General features: G+C 67.4%; 17 protein-coding genes and 1 pseudogene. 11 read left to right on the forward strand and 7 right to left on the reverse strand.

Annotated features, from left to right (window positions below; translation table 11 throughout):
• Positions 1–12: 12 nt before the first annotated feature.
• The gene (locus tag M2163_RS05080) at positions 13–936 is read right to left on the reverse strand and encodes a ketopantoate reductase family protein (protein WP_280893205.1); all 924 of its coding nucleotides are present in this window, start codon (positions 934–936) and stop codon (positions 13–15) included.
• A 250-nt stretch (positions 937–1,186) separates the two neighbouring features.
• Positions 1,187–1,720 (reverse strand): TetR/AcrR family transcriptional regulator, encoded by a 534-nt coding sequence (locus M2163_RS05085; RefSeq protein WP_280893206.1) that lies wholly within the window; start codon positions 1,718–1,720, stop codon positions 1,187–1,189.
• Between the two features lie 482 nt (positions 1,721–2,202).
• Here M2163_RS05085 and M2163_RS05090 point away from each other — a divergent pair, with 482 nt between their 5' ends.
• The 4 genes from M2163_RS05090 to M2163_RS05105 all read left to right on the forward strand — a co-directional run bounded on the left by M2163_RS05090 (position 2,203) and on the right by M2163_RS05105 (position 6,302).
• Positions 2,203–3,003, forward strand: a complete 801-nt coding sequence (locus tag M2163_RS05090) for an SDR family NAD(P)-dependent oxidoreductase (RefSeq protein ID WP_280893207.1) — start codon at positions 2,203–2,205, stop codon at positions 3,001–3,003.
• Positions 3,004–3,562: 559 nt separating this feature from the next.
• Complete coding sequence (locus M2163_RS05095) at positions 3,563–4,207, forward strand: DUF998 domain-containing protein (RefSeq protein ID WP_280893208.1); 645 nt, start codon at positions 3,563–3,565, stop codon at positions 4,205–4,207.
• Between the two features lie 209 nt (positions 4,208–4,416).
• Entirely contained in the window at positions 4,417–5,610 is a 1,194-nt protein-coding gene (locus M2163_RS05100; protein ID WP_280897204.1) for a sensor histidine kinase, read from the forward strand.
• Positions 5,607–6,302 carry a response regulator transcription factor gene (locus M2163_RS05105; protein WP_280893209.1) on the forward strand — a complete coding sequence of 232 codons (696 nt, stop codon included), beginning with the start codon at positions 5,607–5,609 and terminating at the stop codon, positions 6,300–6,302. The genes M2163_RS05100 and M2163_RS05105 overlap by 4 nt, the downstream gene beginning before the upstream one ends.
• Before the next feature lie 397 nt (positions 6,303–6,699).
• Here the strand turns inward: M2163_RS05105 and M2163_RS05110 are convergent, their stop codons facing one another.
• The 3 genes from M2163_RS05110 to M2163_RS05120 are packed head-to-tail and all read right to left on the reverse strand — an operon-like array spanning position 6,700 to position 9,976.
• Complete coding sequence (locus M2163_RS05110) at positions 6,700–7,122, reverse strand: hypothetical protein (protein WP_280893210.1); 423 nt, start codon at positions 7,120–7,122, stop codon at positions 6,700–6,702.
• Positions 7,119–8,048, reverse strand: coding sequence for an NAD-dependent epimerase/dehydratase family protein (locus M2163_RS05115; protein ID WP_280893211.1), 930 nt, complete (start codon positions 8,046–8,048; stop codon positions 7,119–7,121). The genes M2163_RS05110 and M2163_RS05115 overlap by 4 nt, the downstream gene beginning before the upstream one ends.
• A gap of 47 nt (positions 8,049–8,095) precedes the next feature.
• On the reverse strand, positions 8,096–9,976 hold the full coding sequence (locus M2163_RS05120) for a succinic semialdehyde dehydrogenase (protein ID WP_348542153.1): 1,881 nt from the start codon (positions 9,974–9,976) through the stop codon (positions 8,096–8,098).
• Here M2163_RS05120 and M2163_RS05125 point away from each other — a divergent pair.
• The 5 genes from M2163_RS05125 to M2163_RS05145 all read left to right on the forward strand — a co-directional run bounded on the left by M2163_RS05125 (position 9,864) and on the right by M2163_RS05145 (position 14,921).
• Complete coding sequence (locus M2163_RS05125) at positions 9,864–10,553, forward strand: TetR/AcrR family transcriptional regulator (protein WP_280893212.1); 690 nt, start codon at positions 9,864–9,866, stop codon at positions 10,551–10,553. The two genes, M2163_RS05120 and M2163_RS05125, sit on opposite strands and share 113 nt — an antisense overlap.
• A 77-nt stretch (positions 10,554–10,630) precedes the next feature.
• Positions 10,631–11,032 carry a hypothetical protein gene (locus tag M2163_RS05130; protein ID WP_280897206.1) on the forward strand — a complete coding sequence of 134 codons (402 nt, stop codon included), beginning with the start codon at positions 10,631–10,633 and terminating at the stop codon, positions 11,030–11,032.
• 141 nt (positions 11,033–11,173) lie between these two features.
• On the forward strand, positions 11,174–12,286 hold the full coding sequence (locus M2163_RS05135; RefSeq protein ID WP_280893213.1) for a tyrosine-type recombinase/integrase: 1,113 nt from the start codon (positions 11,174–11,176) through the stop codon (positions 12,284–12,286).
• Positions 12,283–12,612 carry a helix-turn-helix transcriptional regulator gene (locus M2163_RS05140; protein WP_280893214.1) on the forward strand — a complete coding sequence of 110 codons (330 nt, stop codon included), beginning with the start codon at positions 12,283–12,285 and terminating at the stop codon, positions 12,610–12,612. The genes M2163_RS05135 and M2163_RS05140 overlap by 4 nt, the downstream gene beginning before the upstream one ends.
• Positions 12,609–14,921 carry an XRE family transcriptional regulator gene (locus M2163_RS05145; protein WP_280893215.1) on the forward strand — a complete coding sequence of 771 codons (2,313 nt, stop codon included), beginning with the start codon at positions 12,609–12,611 and terminating at the stop codon, positions 14,919–14,921. The genes M2163_RS05140 and M2163_RS05145 overlap by 4 nt, the downstream gene beginning before the upstream one ends.
• 132 nt (positions 14,922–15,053) lie before the next feature.
• On the opposite strand, the gene M2163_RS05150 is transcribed toward M2163_RS05145, so the two are convergent.
• Together M2163_RS05150 and M2163_RS05155 are read right to left on the reverse strand one after the other, a co-directional pair.
• Positions 15,054–15,644 carry an SMI1/KNR4 family protein gene (locus tag M2163_RS05150; RefSeq protein ID WP_280893216.1) on the reverse strand — a complete coding sequence of 197 codons (591 nt, stop codon included), beginning with the start codon at positions 15,642–15,644 and terminating at the stop codon, positions 15,054–15,056.
• 183 nt (positions 15,645–15,827) lie between these two features.
• A complete protein-coding gene (locus M2163_RS05155) occupies positions 15,828–17,018 on the reverse strand; it encodes a barstar family protein (RefSeq protein ID WP_280893217.1) in 1,191 nt (396 codons plus the stop codon).
• Between the two features lie 221 nt (positions 17,019–17,239).
• Here M2163_RS05155 and M2163_RS05160 point away from each other — a divergent pair, with 221 nt between their 5' ends.
• On the forward strand, positions 17,240–17,563 hold the full coding sequence (locus tag M2163_RS05160) for a hypothetical protein (RefSeq protein ID WP_280893218.1): 324 nt from the start codon (positions 17,240–17,242) through the stop codon (positions 17,561–17,563).
• 547 nt (positions 17,564–18,110) lie between these two features.
• Positions 18,111–19,073: pseudogene (locus tag M2163_RS05165) on the forward strand (site-specific integrase); the annotation flags it as partial.
• Between the last annotated feature and the right edge of the window lie 555 nt (positions 19,074–19,628).

Here is a 19,628-nt window from a genome sequence, read left to right on the forward strand (position 1 = left end):
CGCGGCGGCGCGTCAGGCGAGTGCGGCCTCGTGAACACGCAGCCGTACGGCCGCTGCACGCAGCAGCGGTACGGACAAGCCATGCTGGGCCGCGACCCGGCACAGGCCACCGATGATCGGCTCGACCTCGGTGGTCTGGTTGTGTCGGAAGTCGCGGTACAGCGAGGTGGCGAACGCCGAGCCGGGAGAGGTCAGCGTCGAGGTGACCTGGGCGACCGCGTCGCCCCGGGCGGGATGGCCGGCAGCTTCCAGTACCGAGGCCGTCTCCGCGATGACGTCCCGGATCGCGTCGGTGCCGTCCGTGACGGGGTTGATCTGGCCGACGTGACCGCCGAGCAGCACAGTTGCCGCTCCTCCGGCTCCCATGAACAGCCACTTTTCCCACATGTCCTGTTGGATCGTGGTGGAGGCGACCGTCTCGAAGGGGGCCGGCGCGAACGTCTTGGTGATGGCTTCCACCCGGTCCGTGACCGAGCCCGACAGTTCCCCGACGGTGATCCTTGCGGCGGGCGTGAGCTGCCGTATGGCACCGTCGGTGTCCAACTGCGTGGCCACCAGACAGACGCCGCCCAGCAGGTGCCGAGCGCCGAAACGGTCGCCGATGGCGTCGAGATGGTCGATGCCGTTGAGTAGCGGCACGACACTTGTGCCGGGACCCACTGCGGGGGCCATGTCTTCCAGGGCCGCGGCGACGGCGGTGGACTTCACGGCGAGGATTACGACGTCGAACGGCTCGCGCAATGTCTGCGCGGTGATGGTGGGGACGGGCGTCGTCGTCCTCGTTCCGTCGGCGCCGACGAGGGTGATGCCCTCCGACCGCAGGCGCTCGGCGCGCGCTGCGCGCACCAGAAACGTCACATCCACCCCTGCGCGGGCGAGCAGGGTTCCGAAGTGGCCGCCGACCGCTCCGGCGCCGACGACAAGTACACGCACCATGGTCACTCCCAAGATTCTGAAGATTGTCGAAACTGCTCACTTCCTGGCGAGGAAGCAAGACCGGCTGCCCTCCGCTCATGGGAGAGATGAGCGCCCCGGCTGGGGGTTGTACGCCGCGGCCGCCTGAGCGGCGCAGGACCACGTCGGCAGAGACTGCACCGACAGCCCGCTGGTAGCGGCCTTTCGGACCGGGTCTGAGGCTCCGGCATCGCTTCGGCCGCCCGCTGCAGGCGGACGACCAGGACCTGCCTCAGGCAAGCAGGGGGGCCAGTTCCGCGACCACGTCGTCGAGTGGCTGCAGGCTGCCTTGGAGGCGGCACAAAAGCACAGCGCCCTCCACCGCGGAGATTCCGAGCGTGGCCAGCGATGCGGCCCGCTCGGGTGTGCGTCCCGCCCGCATGAACGCTGTCACCAGGAGATCGCTCCAGCGCGCGAAAACGCTCCTGACGGCCTCCTTCGCTTCCGGGACGAGATGCTCGTCGTCAACAGCTGCGGCGACGATCGGGCAGCCCGCACGGAAGCCGGAAGCAGTGAGTCTGCTTTTCCAGAAGTCGGCGAACGCGGTCAGCGCCTCCTGCGGACCGGCACCGTCGCTCGCCCGTTCCATCGTCTCCCGCAGGCGCTCCCCGGCCAGTTCGACGGCTGCCGTGAGCAGCTCGTTGCGGCCGCCGGGAAAGTGGTAGTACACGGAACCGCGCGGAGCGCCACTGTCAGCCAGGACGGCGTCAAGAGTCACCGCTCCGGCACTCTGCCGCTGCAACAGCCCGATCGTGCTGTCGAGCATCAGCTGCCGAGTCGACGGTTTCGCCTTCCCCATCTCACTCACCCTTCAGGAGCTCACGATTATGTAATCTAGCATAATCCAGATTAAGGTGATGGGCACACGAAGGGGGCAGGTCGGCTACTTGCAGGCCGGTCGGCCACCGCTGCCGGACGATCCCCGGCGGAGCGTGGCCGGACCCTGACACGGAGCTTCAAGGCCGATCGGCGCGCCCGCCTCGCGGTGGTGTCGCCCAGGGCGGAAGTCGGCTGCCAGTTCATCCCGCCGGTCACTCTTCGTACGAGACCACGCCGCACGGCTCGCAACTGGCCCGGCTAGACACCGAAGGTCTGACAGCACCGCCCGCACCAGGCAGTTCGTCGGCCGGCTGGGCATCCAACGCAGCAAGAGACGAAGGCGATCTACGTGAGTTCGCCGTCGATGATGCCCTCCTCCGTACCGAAGCAGTGGACGAAGGAGGGACCGCAAACAATGAGAGGGATTGCATGCACGCCGTCGACTATCAGGGACAGACCACACTCATCACCGGCGCCAGTGCGGGCCTGGGAGCGGAGTTCGCCCGCCGGCTCGCCGCCCGGGGCTCGGACCTGGTGCTGGTGGCCCGACGGAAGGACCGGCTGGAAAAGCTGGCGGAGGCGCTCTCCACCGAGCACGGCGTCATGGTGACAGCGATCGCTGCCGATCTCAGCCTGCCGCATGCCGGGCAGACACTGCTCGAGGAGACCGACCGACTCGGTCTGCGCGTCACAAGCCTGATCAACAACGCCGGATTCGGGACCTACGGTGCGTTCCACATGGAAGACGCTGACCGGCTCGGCGACGAGATCACCGTGAACGTGGCCAGTGTTGTCAGCATCAGCCGGGCGTACATCGAGCGCCTACGACAGGCTGGCATCGGCATCCTCATCAACGTGGCCAGCAACGCCGCTTACCAGCCCAACCCGCTCCTGGCCGTCTACGGCGCGACCAGGGCGTTCGTGCTGAACTTCACCGAGGCTCTGTGGTTTGAGTCGGTTGGCACAGGTCTCAAGGTGCTCGCACTGTCTCCGGGCCCGACGCAAACTGAGTTCTTCGACGTCATCGGCACGACCAATGCCTCAGGCAACACCGTGCTCCAAACGCCCCGGCAGGTCGTTGAGAAGGCCCTGCACACCCTCGACCGACGCAACCCGCCTCCAAGCATCATCAGCGGTCGCCGCAACCACCTCCAGGCCCTGTCGGTTCGACTGCTCACCCGTCGGCGTGCCGCCCTCACCGTCGGGGCGATGATGAAGCCGGCGAACTGAACACGCAGGCCGAGCCAGGGAAACCCACTCCGACGGCAGGCCCGCAGGACAGATGCTGACGCCGCGCACTTGGAGCAGGGCGGGCTCGTTGTCCGCACGGTCTGCGGCCGGAGGTGTCGCCGCGGGTGGAGTACGAACTCACTCCGATCGGGCGCAGCTTAGTGAACGTGGCTCCGGCGGAGTGGGCGATCGAGCGTGATCCGGAGATCGAGCGCAGTCAGGGCGACTACCACTCCCGTCAGGCTGATCACGTGCAGCCGGCCGCACGTCCGGACCGTCTCCACCCAGGGGTGGAGAAACGCGCCTTGGGCGGCGGCACTTCCACCCGCTGTCGACCCGCGGTGCGATGTCGGGCGTGGGCAGGTTGCGCAGGATGGGGTGTGTTCCCGCCCGCCACCTGCAGCGATCGCTCGCCCCTTCACCTGTGTGACGTGATCCTGTAGGGCAGAAGAAGGTGCATCCCATGGCTGTTTCGGACAGGTCGTTCACACCTCACGCACGTACCCGCTCGTCCCTAGCGCGTGCCGGGGCCCCCGGCACGGCGGTCACCGGGCGTCGCATGGCAGGCGCGTTCTTGCTGTTCTCGTCGTTCCAGTGGTTCCTCGTGCAGGCTGCCGTGGCCGCGGGGTGGCGGACGCCATACTCACTGAGCAGGAACTTCATCAGTGACCTCGGGGCATTGCACTGCGCCCGGTTCCCGTCCGGCACCGGTCCCTACGTCTGCTCACCGGCGCACTCGGTGATGAACGTGTCGATCGTCCTGTGGGGCGTGACCTGGGCCGTAGGGGCGCTGCTGACCGCCGAGCGCGGGCACCTGACGGGGAACGTGCTCTTGGCCGTCGGCGGCCTGGGCACCGTCCTGGTCGGCGTGTGGCCCGAGGACACGAACCTGACGGTCCATGCGCTGGGGGCCCTGATCCACACGGTGGTCGGGGGTGCGGGCATGGCCGTCATCGGTCTTCGGCGTCTGCGCCGTGGCCACGCCCTGAGCGGGGTGCTGAGCATCCTGGTGTTCGTCGCTGCTGTCGTCGGTATCGCAGCCACCGGCATGGCTGCGGATTCCGGGTCCCTCCTGCATGTCGGTCTGGGTGTCTGGGAGCGCATCGGCATCTGGCCGCAGGCCGCCTGGCTGACTGTGGCGGGCGTCGGTACCGCATGGGCGGCCGTGGCGCGCAAGGAAACAGCGGCGCCGAAGGCCGCGTGAACTCCTGGGCTCACCGTTCGCACCTCCGGGCCTGCGTCCCCCACCTGGGCGGATGGGCCCGGTGGTGCGGTGCGCGTCGTCGGGGGCATGGCCCTATTGGCTGTGAGCGGACGAGGAAGGGAAGAGCGGCGATGATGAATGTCCCGGATGCCACCACCAGGCCCCACGAGAGGCTGCGGGAGCGGCGCGGACTGGTGGGTGCGGTGGCCATGCTGATCAGCGTCGCGGTGTCCGTGCCTGCCGCGCCCGGCACCTGGGGCAAAGTGATCGTCGGTGTCCTCGGGGCGGTGGCCGTGGTGGGAACCCTTTGGGGCCAGCGCGCCTCCTCGGCACGGCAGGCGGTCGTGGGCTTGTCGCTGACGATCGTCACCGGATTCGCGATCACCGCCCTGGCGCCCGCGGGGCTGGGCGAGGTGCCGATCCTGTTCGGTGTCGCGTTCCTTCCCACCCGGATCGCTCCCGGTCCGGCCCGGGCTGCGGTGATGGCCGCGGTGGCCACCGGGTTCGGCGTGCTGATCATGATCATCACCGGTAGCTGGGCCGGCCTGCTGGCGGGTGCCGCCGCGTGGATCCTGGCCGACCGATTTGTCGAGCACGCCGCGCTGGAGGCCGAACGCAACCGTGCGATAGCGCTCCTCGCGGAGGTGGAGGCGTCGCGCGAGGCGCAGAAGGAGGCGGCAGCCATGGAGGAGCGCACCCGGATCGTCCGGGAAATGCACGATGTGCTGGCGCACAGTTTGGCCGCTCTGTCGATGCAGCTCCAGGGCCTGCGAGCGGTCGCCGCCCGGGAGGGGGTCGGCAAGTCCCTGACAGGGCCGCTTGACCGGGCTGCTGATCTGGCGCGGGACGGCGTGCAGGAGGTGCGGGCAGCGGTGGGAGCGCTGCGCGGTGGCCCGCTGCGCGGCGTGGACGACCTCGCTGCCTTGGTCGAGCACTACCCCGGCACGGTCCGGATGCGGGTCGCCGGCCAGGCGGGCAGGCTGTCGCCGGAGGGGGGCCACGCGGTCTACCGCGCCGTGCAGGAAGCACTGACGAATGCGGCGCGCTACGCCACGGGTAGTCCCGTCGATGTGAACGTGGCCTGGGAGCCGGACCAACTGCGCCTCGCTGTCCGCGATTACGGGCTGCCTCCCCGCGGTGTCCCGACGGGAGTGCGGGGAAGCGGCACGGGACTGCGTGGCATGAGTGAGCGGATCGAAGCCGTCGGGGGTTCGCTCAGCACTGGCCCCGCGCCGGAGGGGCCGGGCTGGCGGATCGTGCTGCGTGTGCCCGCCGCGGTGCCGACGGGAGACGGCCCCGCCACGCTCGACGCCGGGGTCGGCGGCGGCCGTGTGGGGGAGACAATGGTGGACGGCTTGGGCACGGACGGCGGGCTGGGCCGCGTAGGGAAGGAGAGCACGTGACCATCCGGGTGGTCGTCGCCGACGACCAGGCCGTCGTGCGCGACGGGGTGGTGCTGCTGCTCGGTTCGGCCGAGGACATCGAAGTGGTCGGGCAGGCGGACAACGGTCTGGACGCGGTCAACCTGGCGGTGCGCACGCGTCCCGATGTTGTGGTCGTGGATCTGCGGATGCCGGGGCTGGACGGCACCGGGGTGACGGAGCGGGTGTTGGCCGCGGGGATCGGCGCGCGGGTCCTGGTGCTGACCACCTATGCGGACGACGATGCGGTGCTGCCTGCGCTGCGGGCCGGAGCAGCCGGATATCTCACCAAGGACGCCACAGGCGAGGCTGTGCTGGCCGCCGTACGGGACGTCGCTGCCCGTCGTACCGCACTGGATCCCGCGGTACAGCGGCGCCTCGTCGAACTCGTCACCCAGCAGCAGGACTCCGCCTCACCGCCCCTACGGCGGGCGAACGACGAGCCCGGCGCGTCGGCCGGGCTGACGCGCCGCGAGATCGACGTACTGCGGCTGGTCGCCGAAGGCCGCAACAACCGTCAGGTGGCCCGTGATCTGGTGATCAGCGAGGCGACGGTCAAGACGCACCTCAATCACCTGCTGGCCAAACTCGCGCTGGAGGACCGCGGTGCGCTGATCGCATGGGCGTGGCGCAACGGCCTGACAAGCCCGCAGAACGGCTACGGCACACATTGAAAACCAAGTGGGAGCCGCCCCGTCTCAGCGAGCGCGAGCAGATCCTGAGCGGCCCTTCCTGCTTGGTACCGGACGGCGGCCAGGCCAGAGACGGGGCCGCCGAACAGGACGGCGTCCACCATCTCCGCCTGGACGAGGCCCGAGAGGACGTGCGCGGCCCGGCGTCAGGCCGCCGAGTCCGCAGCAAGAACGAAACCGCAGGAAGGATCCGGCGGCGGGGCTGGGCCGAGGCAGAAACAGGGGGAAGCTCGAAGACGCCCGCTGTTCGGCAAACCCGGCACTGTCGCTACGCAGTTGCCCCGTCTCCTAGGGAAATTCCGAGGCACACGCTCGCGATCCTGTTGGCCTACTCGAAGCAACAGGTGTCTGACTTCCGCATGCCATGTCACTCCTCTGGTCAGCGCAAGCGGGGTAGCTTGTGCTCGACCGTGAGAAACCGCAGCTCGGCCGGGCCGTCATTGCACAGGTCATGCAGCAGGTACTCCTCGCCGGGGAAGGCGAAGTGCCGCGTGTCGCCTGCTTGGTAGGAGACTCTCCGAGTGGTGCCGTCGTCCGTGTGCTGGATGCTGACTCCATCGGTCAAGGCCGTCCAGAAGTAATCCAGCATGTGCCGGTGAGCGGCCAGCCGCCCGCCCGGCGGCACGTGGATGTGCCACACCTTCAGTTCATCAGTCTCCGACAGGACCTCGGAGCCGACCTGGACGTTCATCGCGTTGACCACGAACTCCTGCCGAAGGGCCGGGCTCCAGCCGACGAAGTCCGTAGCGATGATCTCACCGGCCAGCGGTGTGGTGCGCCTGATGGGCCTGGCGCCGCTCACCGCGACACATCCCCGGTTTGCAGACTTACCTCCCGGTGCCCCCACACCTTCTGGTAGGACCCGTGCACCAGGTCGTCGAACAGCGAGGGTCCCTGTGGCGTCCAGCCCAGTTCAGCGCGAATCTTGGAAGCGTCCACGCGGGCATTACTGGACAGGCCCAGCGCGTACAGCAGTCCGATCGCCTCGCTCATCTCCTCCATCGTGGCCGAGACAGCCGGCTCCAGCCCAAGCACCTGTGCGATGCCCTCAGCGATCTCCCGCATCGTTGCCTCATCAGCGGCAATGTTGTATTCGCCCCCGGCAGGCGCCGATTCCACCGCCAGCACGTAAGCCTGGGCGACGTCGTCAAGGAACACGTTGGGGTAGCGGTTCAGCCCAGATCCCATGTACCGGCTCACGCGATCGCGCATGGCCGCACGCAGGAGTACAGGCAGTTGCTCGCTCCCGCCTCCTCCGTAGATCATGCCGGGCCGCAGCACCACGGTGTGCGTTCCGGTTGCAGCAGCAGCGACGACCCGGCGGTCCAGGCTGAAGCGGTGCTGCACCGGCGGAATCGGCTCAAATGCCGGGTCCTCGGCATGCACCGTATCGCTCGACTCGCCACCGGACAGTTCGGTGAACACCGAGGTGCCGCTGGTGCGCACGTAGCGCTTCGCGGTCCCCGTTACGGCTTCCAGCAGGATCTCGGTGGCACTCTCATTATCGGCAGCGGCAGTCTCGATGACCGCATCGACCTCGGCGACCGCGGCACGCACAGACAGCGGGTCGGTTAGGTCGCCCCGCACGGGCTGGAACCCGGCAGCCGTCACGGCGCGCAGACTGGCCTCGGAGCGCGCCATGGCGGAGACGTGGTGGCCGGCGCTCTGCAGACGCTGGGCGACCGCACGCCCGAGGTATCCGGTTGCTGCAGTGACAAGAACTTTCATGACGGCTCCTCAATGATCTTTGGGTAGGTGGGGAAAGGGTCTAGGGGTCAACGGATTCGCAGCATCTTCAAGATGCGCAGCGAGGTGGTGAACAGGGCGACCTGACGCGCCCTGCTCATCCCGAAGGGCGGGTCGAAGCCGAGCAGTCGCTGACTGGCGACCGTCTGCGGCTCGGTGTACTTCACCAGCCCGGCGGGGCCGTGACGACGGCCGACACCCGAGGACTTCATGCCGCCCATGGACGCGCCCTGCGAGGCATAGGCGGATGCGTAACCCTCGTTGATGTTGACCGTGCCCGCCTGGATACGTGCGGCCAGCGTGCGTGCCCGTGCCTCACTTCGGCCGTAAACGGCCGCGTTGAGGCCGTAGGGGCTGTCGTTGGCCGCGAGTACGGCTTCGTCGTCCGAGCCGACCCGGTAGACGGAGACGACCGGCCCGAAAGTCTCCTCATCGCGCACGGGGGTGTCTTCGGGGACTCCGGTCAGGATGGTGGGCTCGTAGAACAGCGGACCCAGGTCGGGACGTACTCGGCCCCCGGTCACGACCCGTGCGCCGGCTGCGAGTGCCGCCTCCACATGCTCTTGGACGTGCGCCAGTTGCCGGGAATTGGTGAGCGACCCCATGTCGGTGGCGAAGTCGAAGTCCGGTCGGAGCGTCATTCGCTCCACCCTGGAGGCGAACCGCGCCAGGAAGCCGTCGTAGACATTGGCGTGGACGTAAATGCGCTCGATCCCGACACACATCTGCCCCGAGTTGCCGAAGCAGCCGCGAACTGCCGACTCGACGGCGGCATCCAAGTCGGCGTCGTCCAGCACGACCATCGGGTTCTTGCCACCGAGCTCCAGGGAGCAGCCGATCAGACGTTCCGCCGCACGTCCGGCGATGGAGCGCCCCGCCCGGGTTGAACCGGTGAAGCTGACGAAGTCGGCGCCGTCGATCAACGCATCCCCGATCACGGCCGGTTCACCGAGCACGACCTGCCACAGACCTTTCGGCAGGCCCAGCTCCTCCAGAACCATGCGGGGCCACAGCGTCGACAGTGCCGTCTGGGTGTCCGGCTTGTGCACGACCGCGTTGCCCGCCAGGAGCGCCGGGATCGCGTCCAGCCCCAATGCCAACGGGTAGTTCCACGGCGTAATGACCGTGACCACGCCTTTGGGGCGGAAGGACTCCAGCGCGCGGGTGAACACAGGGAATGCCCCTTGCCGACGTCGCGTGCGCAGCACCTTCGGTGCCTGCCGCGCCGCATACAAGGAGGCGGTAGCGGCCTCCATCACCTCGTCGAAGGCGTCGTGCCGGGCCTTGCCCGTCTCCCACTGCAGCAGGTTCAAGATCTCTTCCTGCCGCGAGAGCAGCACGTCATGGAACCGAGCGAAGGGCAGGGCCCGCTGCTTTGGAGTGAGCCGTGCCCATTCGACCTGGGCGACCCGGGCGGCGGCGAACGCCTGGTTCACATCGGCGGCGGTCGACTGAGGGATCTGCGCGAGAGGCGCGCCTGTGAAGGGGGCCCGGGTCGTCGTCGGCTCTGCGGAAGCGCTCACCCCGGCGGTCAGCCGCTCCACAAGGGCGGGGTCCAGGCGGGGTTCCGCGACGTTTACGGAGTGTGTTCCGGAGCGGCTGATTGTGGTCATCGAGGTCTCCGTCAGCGGAAAGCTCCCGCCAGCGCGCCAGGGGCCGGAGCGGAGGGGAGCTGAAGCAAGCGGTCTGAGGACCAGACCGCCAGGGAATCCGCGCTTATCAACGTTCCTGCACGGCGTTCCTGTACAGCGTTCATGTACTACAGACATGACACACGTCCAGGGTAGGGTTGTCAACATGTCGTCGATGAGAAGAACTGCGGCCCCGCGGCAGGAGCGGTTGAGTCGGGAGGTGATCGCGGACAGTGCAATCGCACTCGCCGACGTCGAGGGGCTGGAGGCGGTGACCATCCGCAGGCTGGCTAAGCAGCACAATGTCACCCCAACCGCCCTGTACTGGCATTTCAAGGAGAAGGACCAGCTGCTCGACGGCATGGCGGAACGCCTGTTCGCGAACGTGGAACTCCCGCCCGAGGACTCCTCGCCGTGGGCTCAGCAACTGAGCGCGGTCCTGGCGGCGTTCCTGGCCGCCCTGCGCCCCCACCCCGCCGTCGCCCCTCTGCTGTCGTCGCGGGTCCTCGCGTCCCCGGCGGGCCTCGCCCTTACCGAACGCACCCTTTCGCTACTGCGGCTCGGCAACCTGCCAGCGGACCGCACTGCAGAAGTGGGCGGGTATCTGCTCAGTGCCGTCATTGCCCTGGTCACCGCGGAGCCTGGACGCGAGCATCCGAGTGACGAAGAGGCGCGCGAAGATGCCGTTCGAGCAAAGAGAGCGTCGCTCACAGCCTTGTCCCCCCGTCGGTACCCGACGGTGGTCTGGTGTGCGGACGCACTGGCCGATTGCGTGAGCCCTGATGAGTACTACGCCTTCAACCTCGACATGCTCGTCGGCGGTGTCACCTCCATGACACCGGCCGGCGCCAAGTGAAGCGAGGACAGCCTCGACTCCCCACGCCGACTGAGGGTTGATCCTCCTGGTTGGCCGATTTCCGCCCGCTCATACATGTGCTCCCACTCAGGCTTAAATCCGCGGAGCGGAATCAGTTACGTACCCGTTCGCGATACCGCCGGGAACACAGGCCCACGCGCGAGTTTCTCATTTTGCGGAAACGAGATTCTGCGAACCTGCGCGCTTTAGCTTTCGACCTACTGCGGCTGTCCGGCACCGACACGATGATCTGGCCCTACCAGCGCCGACGGGCGGCCCTCGAATCTCTCTTTGCCTCCAGCGGCTTGACGGCGCCGTGGACGCTGTGTCCGTCGACCACCAGCCCGGAGACCGTGGCGCAGTGGCTGACGTGGGGGTCCGTCGGAATGGAAGGTGTTCTGTTCAAACGGCTCACGGACTCCTACCGGCCGTCGGCACGGGGCTGGCTGAAGTACAAAAACGCGATGAATTGCAGTTGATGCAACATCCTGTGGCTCGCCGGAAACGCGGTTTTCGCTGATCACTCCCCCAACTCCCTTGCCACGTCGGCATCGCAGCGGAGCTGCGACCAGAGCAGTCGCGGTAGACGCAACATTGATGCGTTTGATACAACAGCCGCCATGGTTGCTCAGGCACCCGGTTCGGCGAGTCTCGTCCTCGCTCCGAACGTTGTGCATCTGGACCCGGAGCCAGCAGTGTTCACGGCGATGAAGGAGGGCTGGGCCCGGCAGCAACACGCCCGGTTCCTGAAGGCTTCGACGATCGAACCGCGACTGCGTCTGATCAACAGGTTCGAGGTGTTCACGGGGCTGTACCCGTGGCAATGGACTCCAGCGGACGGCGAAGCATTCATCACCCACCTGCGTAGCGGCGCCAATCCGATCCGTATGTCGACGGCGCGGACGTACGAGGTGACGATCACCTTGTTCGTGGAGTACCTGCTGGACCGCCGGTACGGATGGGTGGACACCTGTCGGGAGCGGTTCGGGCAGGCGCCTCAGGTTGTCTTTCACGAGGCCAACTCGGTGGTGCACACGCTGGAGTACGAGGGCAACCCTCGTCGCCGGCCGCTGACCTACGACGAGGTCCAGGCCCTGTTCGACGCGGCCGATGCCCGGCCGGCCCAGATCCGCGGACACGGGCGGAAGGGGACGCTGACCGCGCTGCGTGACGCCGCGGTGCTGAAGACGATCTACGCCTACGGAACCCGGCGCACCGAGTCCTCCATGGTCGACCTGGTGGACTTACGACGGCATCGGAAGAGCCCACAGTTCGGGCAGTTCGGCTCGCTGGCGGTGCGGTACGGGAAGTCGTCCAAGGGGGCGCCGCCGAAGCGGCGGACCGTGCTGCTGGTGCCGGAGATGGACTGGGTGGTCGACGTCCTGGGCGAGTGGGTGCATGAGGTGCGTCCTCGGCTGGCGCCGGGCCGGCATCCGGCATTGTGGGTGACCGAGCGGGCCGGGCGGATGTCGCCGCGCTCGATCAACGAGGCCTTCACCACAGCTCGGGACGCGGCCGGTCTGGATGGAGCCCTCGATCTGCACTGTCTGCGCCACAGCTACATCACGCACCTGACAGAGTTCGGCTACCCCGCGCGGTTCGTCCAGGAACAGGTCGGCCACTCCCACGGCTCGACGACTGCCATCTACATGGGTGTCTCCGACGAGTACCGCAACCACCTGCTGGAGGCTTCGCTGAAGCGCCGGCTCGGCGACGACTGGGACCTGACGTGATCAAGAAAATGGGCTACGAGTGGCGGCTGCGGCAGATCATGGCCGAGCAGGAGATGTTCCACACCTCCGACCTCGTCCCGCTGCTCGCCGAGCGCGGGGTGATCCTGTCGCGTGAGCAGGTCTACCGTCTGGTGACGCAGCCCCCGCAGCGGATGAGCATGGACACCCTGGTCGCCCTGTGCGACATCTTCGGCTGTACCCCGAACGACCTCATCAAGCCGACAGTCATCAACGCGCAGGTGAAGAAGACCGCGGGCGGCGAGGAGGCACCGCTGCCGCTGACGGAGCGCAGGACCACGATCCGCCGCCCGGGCCCGGCGCCGTGAGGAAGTACCTGACCCCGGACCAGATCCGGCTGCGCGAGGACCTGGCCGGGGCCCGTGACCGGATCATCGTCCTGCTGAACCTGGCCGTCGGAGAGTCCCTCGGCATGGAGCAGGCTCAGGAGTTCGTCGAGAAGGCGCGGGCATGGAGCGGTGCGAACGCCTTTCGCCTGCTGCGCTATCTCGCGTCCAGACCCGACGCGCTGAGTGCGCCGACGCCGGACTGCCCGCCCTGCGGGGTACGGCTGATCGCACTGCTGATCGCGGGCGGCCACGGCGAGAAAGTGGGCCTGGTGCCCTGCGCCGACTGCGGACGGACGAACCCGGTGCCGACGTACGCCGGACCCGAAGGACGGCTGTGCCATGGCTGCTCCAGTCGGCGCCTGGCGGTCCCGTGCGCGCGGTGCGGCAAGCTCGCGAAGGCAGCGGCGCGACGTCCGGACGGACGGATCTGCCAAGTGTGCAAGGAGAAGGAGCCGGGTTCGCGCAAGGAGTGCGGCAGCTGCCGCCGGATGATGATTCCCACCCGGCATCTGCCCGACGGCACCTACCTGTGCCAGACCTGCGCCCCCAAGAAGCTCCAGACGTGCTGCCGCTGTGGCCGCCGGCGGCGGGCGAACGCGCTGACAGCCGACGGGCCCGTCTGCGGGACCTGCTATGCGAGCCCTGCGCGCCGGTGCGGCATCTGCGAGCAGGTGGCGCCCATCAGGGTGCGGGCAAAAGGCGAGGCTCCCGACATCTGCTACCGCTGCTACGTGCGGCCGGAGAAGCTCTGCACCGTATGCGGGCGGATCCGTCGCGGTCACCACATCGACCACGGCAATGGACCGTTCCACTGCGATGGGTGCGTCCCACGCGAGGCCCGCAAGCGGCAGCTGCACATGTGCGCACGGTGCGGCCAGGAGCGCAAGGTGGGCGTGTTCTGGCCGGTAGGGCCCGTCTGCCCCTTGTGCTACCGGGCTGCTCTGACGCAACCGGAATCGTGCACGATGTGCGGCCGGCAGCGCATTCTCGTGGGCCGCACCCCGGACGGCGGCCGCATCTGTAAGGCGTGCTCCTTCCCCGACGAGCGGCCCGATTACTGCTCGTCCTGCCAGCAACCGGATGACCTCCTGCCGGGACGCCGCTGTCCACGCTGCACCCTTCTCGCCAAGGTGACCAGCCTGCTCTCACGCGACGGAACCACCCTCGACGCCTCCCTGCGGCCGCTCGCCGATGTACTCAGCGACGCTCCCAACCCCTACCCGGTCCTGGCCTGGCTGCGCCGAAGCCCCGCCGCGCGCCTCCTGGGCCAGCTGGTAACCGCGCCCGACGAACTCGACCACGCGGCCCTTGATGCGCTGCCCCAAGGACACGCCACCACCTACGTCCGCAGCCTGCTCACCACCGCAGGCCTACTTCCGTCACGCGATGAGAACCTCGCCCTGCTCATCAACTGGACGGCCCGCACGCTGGCCAAGCTGCCGGGACATCAGGCGACCCTGATCCGCCCGTTCGCCGAGTGGCACATCATCCGCGACGCCCGCCGGCGCTCAGCGCGCGGCCGCTACACCTACACCGCCCACAAGGGCGACTGCGCCAACATCCGCGCCGCCATCGACTTCCTCACCTGGCTGGACACCCAGCAACACACCCTCCAGAGCCTCACACAGGAAAACCTGGACATCTGGGCAATCTCCAGGCCCACCCTGCGAGCCCGCTCCATCCCTTTCATCCGCTGGGCTGGCGCCCGCCACCTCACCCGGGCCGGCCTGACCATCGAACACCCGCCCTCCCAGCTCCCCGGCCAGTTCCAGATCGAAGAAGACCACTACGAGGAACTACGCCGGTGCCTGAACGACCCCACGCTTCCGTCGGACGTTCGCATCGCCGCAGCCCTCATCCGCCTCTACGCCCTCCCTCTGACCCGCATCGTCGAACTCACCACCGACCACCTCCACCACGACGCGGATCACACCTACCTGACGATCATCCGCCACCCCGTCGTCCTGCCACCGAAGCTCGCCCGCCTCATCGACGACCACCTCGAAGACGGATCCCGGCACGGCAACGAAGCCACCAGGTACCTGCTGCCGGGCCGAGCCCCCGGGCGCCCCCGCAACCCTGCGGGACTGTCCGACAAACTCAAGCGCTACGGCCTGCCCGCCCGCGCAGCCCGGAACACGGCCATGATGCAAGCGCTCGCCGACCTGCCACCCGTCGTGCTCTCCGACTTGATCGGCATCCAGCCGAGAACCGCGGAACGCTTCGCAGCCCTGGCCGGCGAGAACTGGTCCGACTACCTGGCCGGTCGCCATCATGCCCGCGCCTGAGGACCACAGAAGGGCGAAGGCACACACGGCGGGGGTGGCTTCACGCTGGCGTGTCGGACAGTTCCCGTCTCAGACGATCAAGTTCGAAGGGACCATTAGAGCGGTCGTGGCCCCGACCTGGGGGTGGTGACGCTACTCGGCCCGCCACCAGCCCTGTCCGACATGCCAGTCCCTCACCCAGTGCAGGAAATCGCCCCCCGGCAGAGCGGAGAGGGAGTCGGCATAGGGTGCGGCGCATCCGTCTCTGAGCCACCAGACCCGACCGCGTTGCGGCCCGGTCACCACCAGCGTCCAGTACTCACCGGACCCGTCGCTGCCCAGCAGCACCGAGCCGTGCTGGTAGGTCTGGTGCAACAGGAACGAGTGGCGGCTGTGGTCGTAGTAGTCGTACTCCCACTGCCATTCCTCCTTGAGTGGGAAAGGCTGACTGGGCACGCGTGCAGCGGTGCCATCGAACGGCTCCGGGCTCATCCAGCAGTCCGCTTCCCAGGCAGCCCAGCTGTCTGGCTTCTCTCCCACGGGCAGCAGACCCCCCTCGTCTGGCGGACCGTCGTCGGTGCCGTTCGCGATCTCGGCAACGAAGGTGCGGTACGGCTCAGGCAACACCACGCCGTGCTTGCGCTCCCACGCCCAAAGGGCCTCCCAGCCCAAAGGGCTGTGCCGGACCTCTGCCGGAAAGGCCTCACGCAGGAGGGCTACCGCACCCAAAATCGCATCTTCCACGCACTACACGTATCACCGGTCACCGACACTCTGACCTCGGACCCGACACGCTGAGCACTCCATCGGCACGTGGCGGACGGTCTCGGCCGAGCGACCTCCGCACGCGATCGTCCTGCTTCGTGCGCGAATCAAATAGCGCGGTCGGACCTCCGCCGACCTTCATCAGGGCCGCGGAGTGCCCGGCTACTGAAGAACGACGGTTACACCGCAGCGTTTGAGCAGCCGAATGATGTCCTCGAAATAGGAGAGGCCCTCATCAGGGTCCGAGACGACGTCTGCCAGCGCTCGACGCGCTACGTCCGCATCGTGCCAGACCAGGGTGAAGGGCAAAGCCACGCCGAAACCACCACCCAGGCAGTCCTTGAACGCGTTCCACTCCCGCCCGAAGTAGCCCCCGGGCCCCACGAGGGCCTCTGCCATCGCGCAGTGAAGGCCGGGCACGTCGGTGACGAACTTGCCGTCAAGATGATGGATGCGGCCAGAGCGGTCCGGGCGCTGGCCGCTCATGCGGGTGGCCGTCAGGTCAAGCCACTCGGATCTACCCTGCGCGGAGTACGGGGCCCATTGGTTGCGGGTTGTCGGAGCTCCCCGATACCAGGTCTCCCAGATCGGCCGGGCCAACAGCGGAGGCCGATCGTCGCCGCCGTCAGCGAGTGTGATGTCGACGAGGGCGCCTCCGAGCACAGACGGCTGTGTCTTCTCGATTCGCAGGTACACGTTGTGGCGGTACATCACCTCGCCGTGGCGGTCCAGCGCCCACAATTGCACCCAGTCCCGGTCCCACTTGCGGGGCCGACGCAAGACGGCGAGCAAGGGTTCGGCGGCTTCGCACCCGATGAGGTGCAGTGGAGTCGATGGCGGGGCCCCACGCGAGACAAACAGCCCATCCACTCCGACGCAGTCTCCAGCGGGACTGGCGACCATGGTGGTTCCCGCGAACAGTTTGAATTGCGGCGACACTGGCAGGGTGTGGTCCCAGGCGTGCTCCTCTTCGACCCCAGCCCCCACGACGATATCCACCAGGGCCGGGTCGCTTCGGTTCAGCTGGTTGGCGAGGACGACAGCGTCCACCAGGGTCCACCACTGCAGCGGCTGCTGGTCGTCCCATACCTCGACACACACATCACCCAGCAGCCCAGTCGACTCTGCGGCTCGCGACAGGGCATCGCGCAAAGAACCTCTGGGAGTGCATCCTCGCAGCGTCAATACCTCGCGTTTCGGCGGCACCTTGTCCACAAACATGCCCTCGACGCTCGCGCACCGTCCCCAGTACTTCTCCTCGCCCTCCTCGTCCTCACGGACCAGCAGGTACTTGACCGGGAAACCCCGATCCCAGGCAACGTGATCTGCGATCCGCACAAGTCCCCCGAACACTCAACCGATCTCCTGCCCAAGATACGGCGTCAGTCAGGAGACCACCGTCGCGGGCGACCGGGCGCACAGCAGCTTGGTTGCTGTCGTTCTTTTCCGAGGGTGGTGCGGCGAGCACCGAGGAATTGCGCAGCTTCGGAACACTGCCTCTTCACCAGTAGCCGATCGAGACGAGCGAGGCGATCGTCGGCGCCGTCACCGGTCCGCCCGCCGCGCCGCGGTCCTTGCTGCTGGGCCGGTACGACACCGGCGGGCCCCTGCATTACGTCGGCCGCACCACCACACTGGCCGCGGCCGCCGGCCGCACGATCGCGCCGCTGCTGACCTTGGTGACCGCCGACCACCCGTGGACGGGCTGGTCATTCTCCGCCGGATGGGGCAGCCGGGAGACGCTGAACGTCACGCTGGTGGAACCCGAGCTGGTGGTGGAAGTCGGCGTCGACGTCGCCCGTGACGCCTCCGGCCGGTGGCGCCACCCCGCACGCTGGCACCGCATTCGAGCCGAGATGCATCCGATGCAAGTGCCGAAGATCGGAGAACCGGACTAACCTTCAGCTCCGGATGATGCCCAGGAGGAACCCTGCCTCGGCTGAGCTGGGTCTTCACGACAAGCGGCATCGTGATGCCTCGATGTTGCAGGGCCGGTAAATCTCTCTGGCGGCGACAGGAGTACTCCACGGGCCAGCCCTCCCGACATATCAGTGCCCAGACGAGCCGCGCCGTTGCGAGCCCTCACCGCACCCGCAACGGATTGCCGCAGCCCCGTTCTCAGCGGTTGCGCATGAAGGTGTAGATCAGCACGAAGAAGATCACGGTGGCGATGATGCCGAGAAGTGCCGGCCAAGCGGCTCCACCGTCTTCTGCCAGGTACCGGATCATTCGATCGCTCGCTTCGTCGGAATTTCGCGTCGGCTCGTCACCTCTCCCCTCGCCTGCGACGCAGATAGTCCCGGAATCCCGTGCCCTGCAACCACATGCCCAACGCCGCCACTGCTGCCACAACGACGATGAGTACCACCAGACCGAATCCGTTCACCTGGTCCTCCTTTGCCGGGGAGGCGAGGACAACCCTCGCCTCCCTACGGATGAGATTTATACGCCGCCTGCATCCGTCTCCACCTCATGCCCGGCCTCGGCACCAAGAAGGTCGCACGGCTGACCGCCAAAGACGTACGCACCTTCCTCGACCGCCTGCGCACCACTTGCCAGTGCTGCGCCCAAAAGCTAGACGCCGAACGGAAGAGCTGCTGCGCGGTCGGCGAGTGCTGCCAGAAGCGGCTGTCCCCGTTGACCGTGACGTACGTGCACTCGGTGCTCAAGTCGGCGCTGGAGCACGCTATCCGCGAAGACGAACTGCCCCGCAACGTCGCCCGGAACGTCAAGGCCACCGCACCTCGTCCTCGGCGATTCCGGCCGTTCACCGCAACCGAAGCCCGCCAGTTCCTCGACGCAGCCCGCGCCGACCGACTGCACGCACTGTACGCACTCGCCCTGCGCACCGGACTCCGCAAAGGCGAACTCCTCGGCCTCCACTGGGAAGACCTCGACCTCACCAACGGAACTGCCAGCATCCGCCATTCGCTCCAGCGCACCCGAACCAGCGGCCTCACGCATCTGCCCACCAAGACCCTGGCGTCCGAGCGCCGTATCGCACTCCCGACCGAGTGCATCCGCTCTCTCAAGGAGCACAGGCAGCAGCAGGACAAGGAGCGTGAGATCGCAGGGTCAGCTTGGAGAGACAGCGGCCTCGTCTTCACCACGCCGACTGGACGGCCTCTCGACCCGGCCAACCTCACCCGCCGCTTCCGCAGCTTCCTCAACCGGGCCGGGCTCCGGCGCATCCGTTTCCACGACCTTCGCCACTCAACCGCGACCCTGCTGCTGGAACAGGGCGTTGACCTCGTCGTGATCAAGGAACTGTTGGGCCACGCCCACATCGGCGTCACCGCCGGCGTCTACGCCCACGTCCGACTCCGGCTCCAACGCCAAGCCATCGACACCCTGGGCAACACCCTCGACTCAACCGACGACCCACGTGCCGCAGCCGTCGTCCGCTGACGTTGCCGTCAGCGTTGCCGTCAAACGGCCAGATGCCCTCCCGGAACGTACGGGAGGGCATCCGCCTTTCACTACTCAGCTGCCTTTACTAGGCGCCTGGCGATATGCCGAGTCCGCTGATTTGCCCATTTGGCAGTGGACAATTCCCGAAGGATCTCCAAATGTTCCTGCGAGATACCCCTATCCAACATCCAGTGGACCGCTCGCTCCGCCCAGTGACTGCTTCGACTTCTGATCGCCATCGTTAGCACATCTTCGACGGGAACCAGATTCTGAACATTTTCTGGCGCCAGTCTGAACCGTTCAGCAGCAGCGCTCAATCCTGCTCGGACTGACCTCTCGTCTGCATCCAGGATCGTCACCCAAGACGAGGGCAAGCTCCCCGCCGAGGACTCAACTGCACCTTCGAGCCTTCCCAGCGTCCACACCCCTTTCCGGTCGAACCCCAACCAAATTCCCGTCTTGCTGATCTGCACCAGCGGTAGCCATGCAACGGCTCCGGCCTGATCCGGGTAGGAAGAGGCGATCCAACAACTCTCGGGCACAGCCGAGAGC

Source organism: Streptomyces sp. SAI-135 (assembly GCF_029893805.1).
Lineage (GTDB): Bacteria > Actinomycetota > Actinomycetes > Streptomycetales > Streptomycetaceae > Streptomyces.

Coding starts and splice junctions, on each gene's coding strand:
- M2163_RS05080 (WP_280893205.1), bottom strand. CDS start 936: ATGGTGCGTGTACTTGTCGTCGGCGCCGGAGCGGTCGGCGGCCACTTC.
- M2163_RS05085 (WP_280893206.1), bottom strand. CDS start 1,720: ATGCTCGACAGCACGATCGGGCTGTTGCAGCGGCAGAGTGCCGGAGCG.
- M2163_RS05090 (WP_280893207.1), top strand. CDS start 2,203: ATGCACGCCGTCGACTATCAGGGACAGACCACACTCATCACCGGCGCC.
- M2163_RS05095 (WP_280893208.1), top strand. CDS start 3,563: ATGGCAGGCGCGTTCTTGCTGTTCTCGTCGTTCCAGTGGTTCCTCGTG.
- M2163_RS05100 (WP_280897204.1), top strand. CDS start 4,417: ATGCTGATCAGCGTCGCGGTGTCCGTGCCTGCCGCGCCCGGCACCTGG.
- M2163_RS05115 (WP_280893211.1), bottom strand. CDS start 8,048: ATGAAAGTTCTTGTCACTGCAGCAACCGGATACCTCGGGCGTGCGGTC.
- M2163_RS05125 (WP_280893212.1), top strand. CDS start 9,864: ATGTCGTCGATGAGAAGAACTGCGGCCCCGCGGCAGGAGCGGTTGAGT.
- M2163_RS05120 (WP_348542153.1), bottom strand. CDS start 9,976: ATGGTCACCGCCTCCAGCCCCTCGACGTCGGCGAGTGCGATTGCACTG.
- M2163_RS05135 (WP_280893213.1), top strand. CDS start 11,174: ATGGTTGCTCAGGCACCCGGTTCGGCGAGTCTCGTCCTCGCTCCGAAC.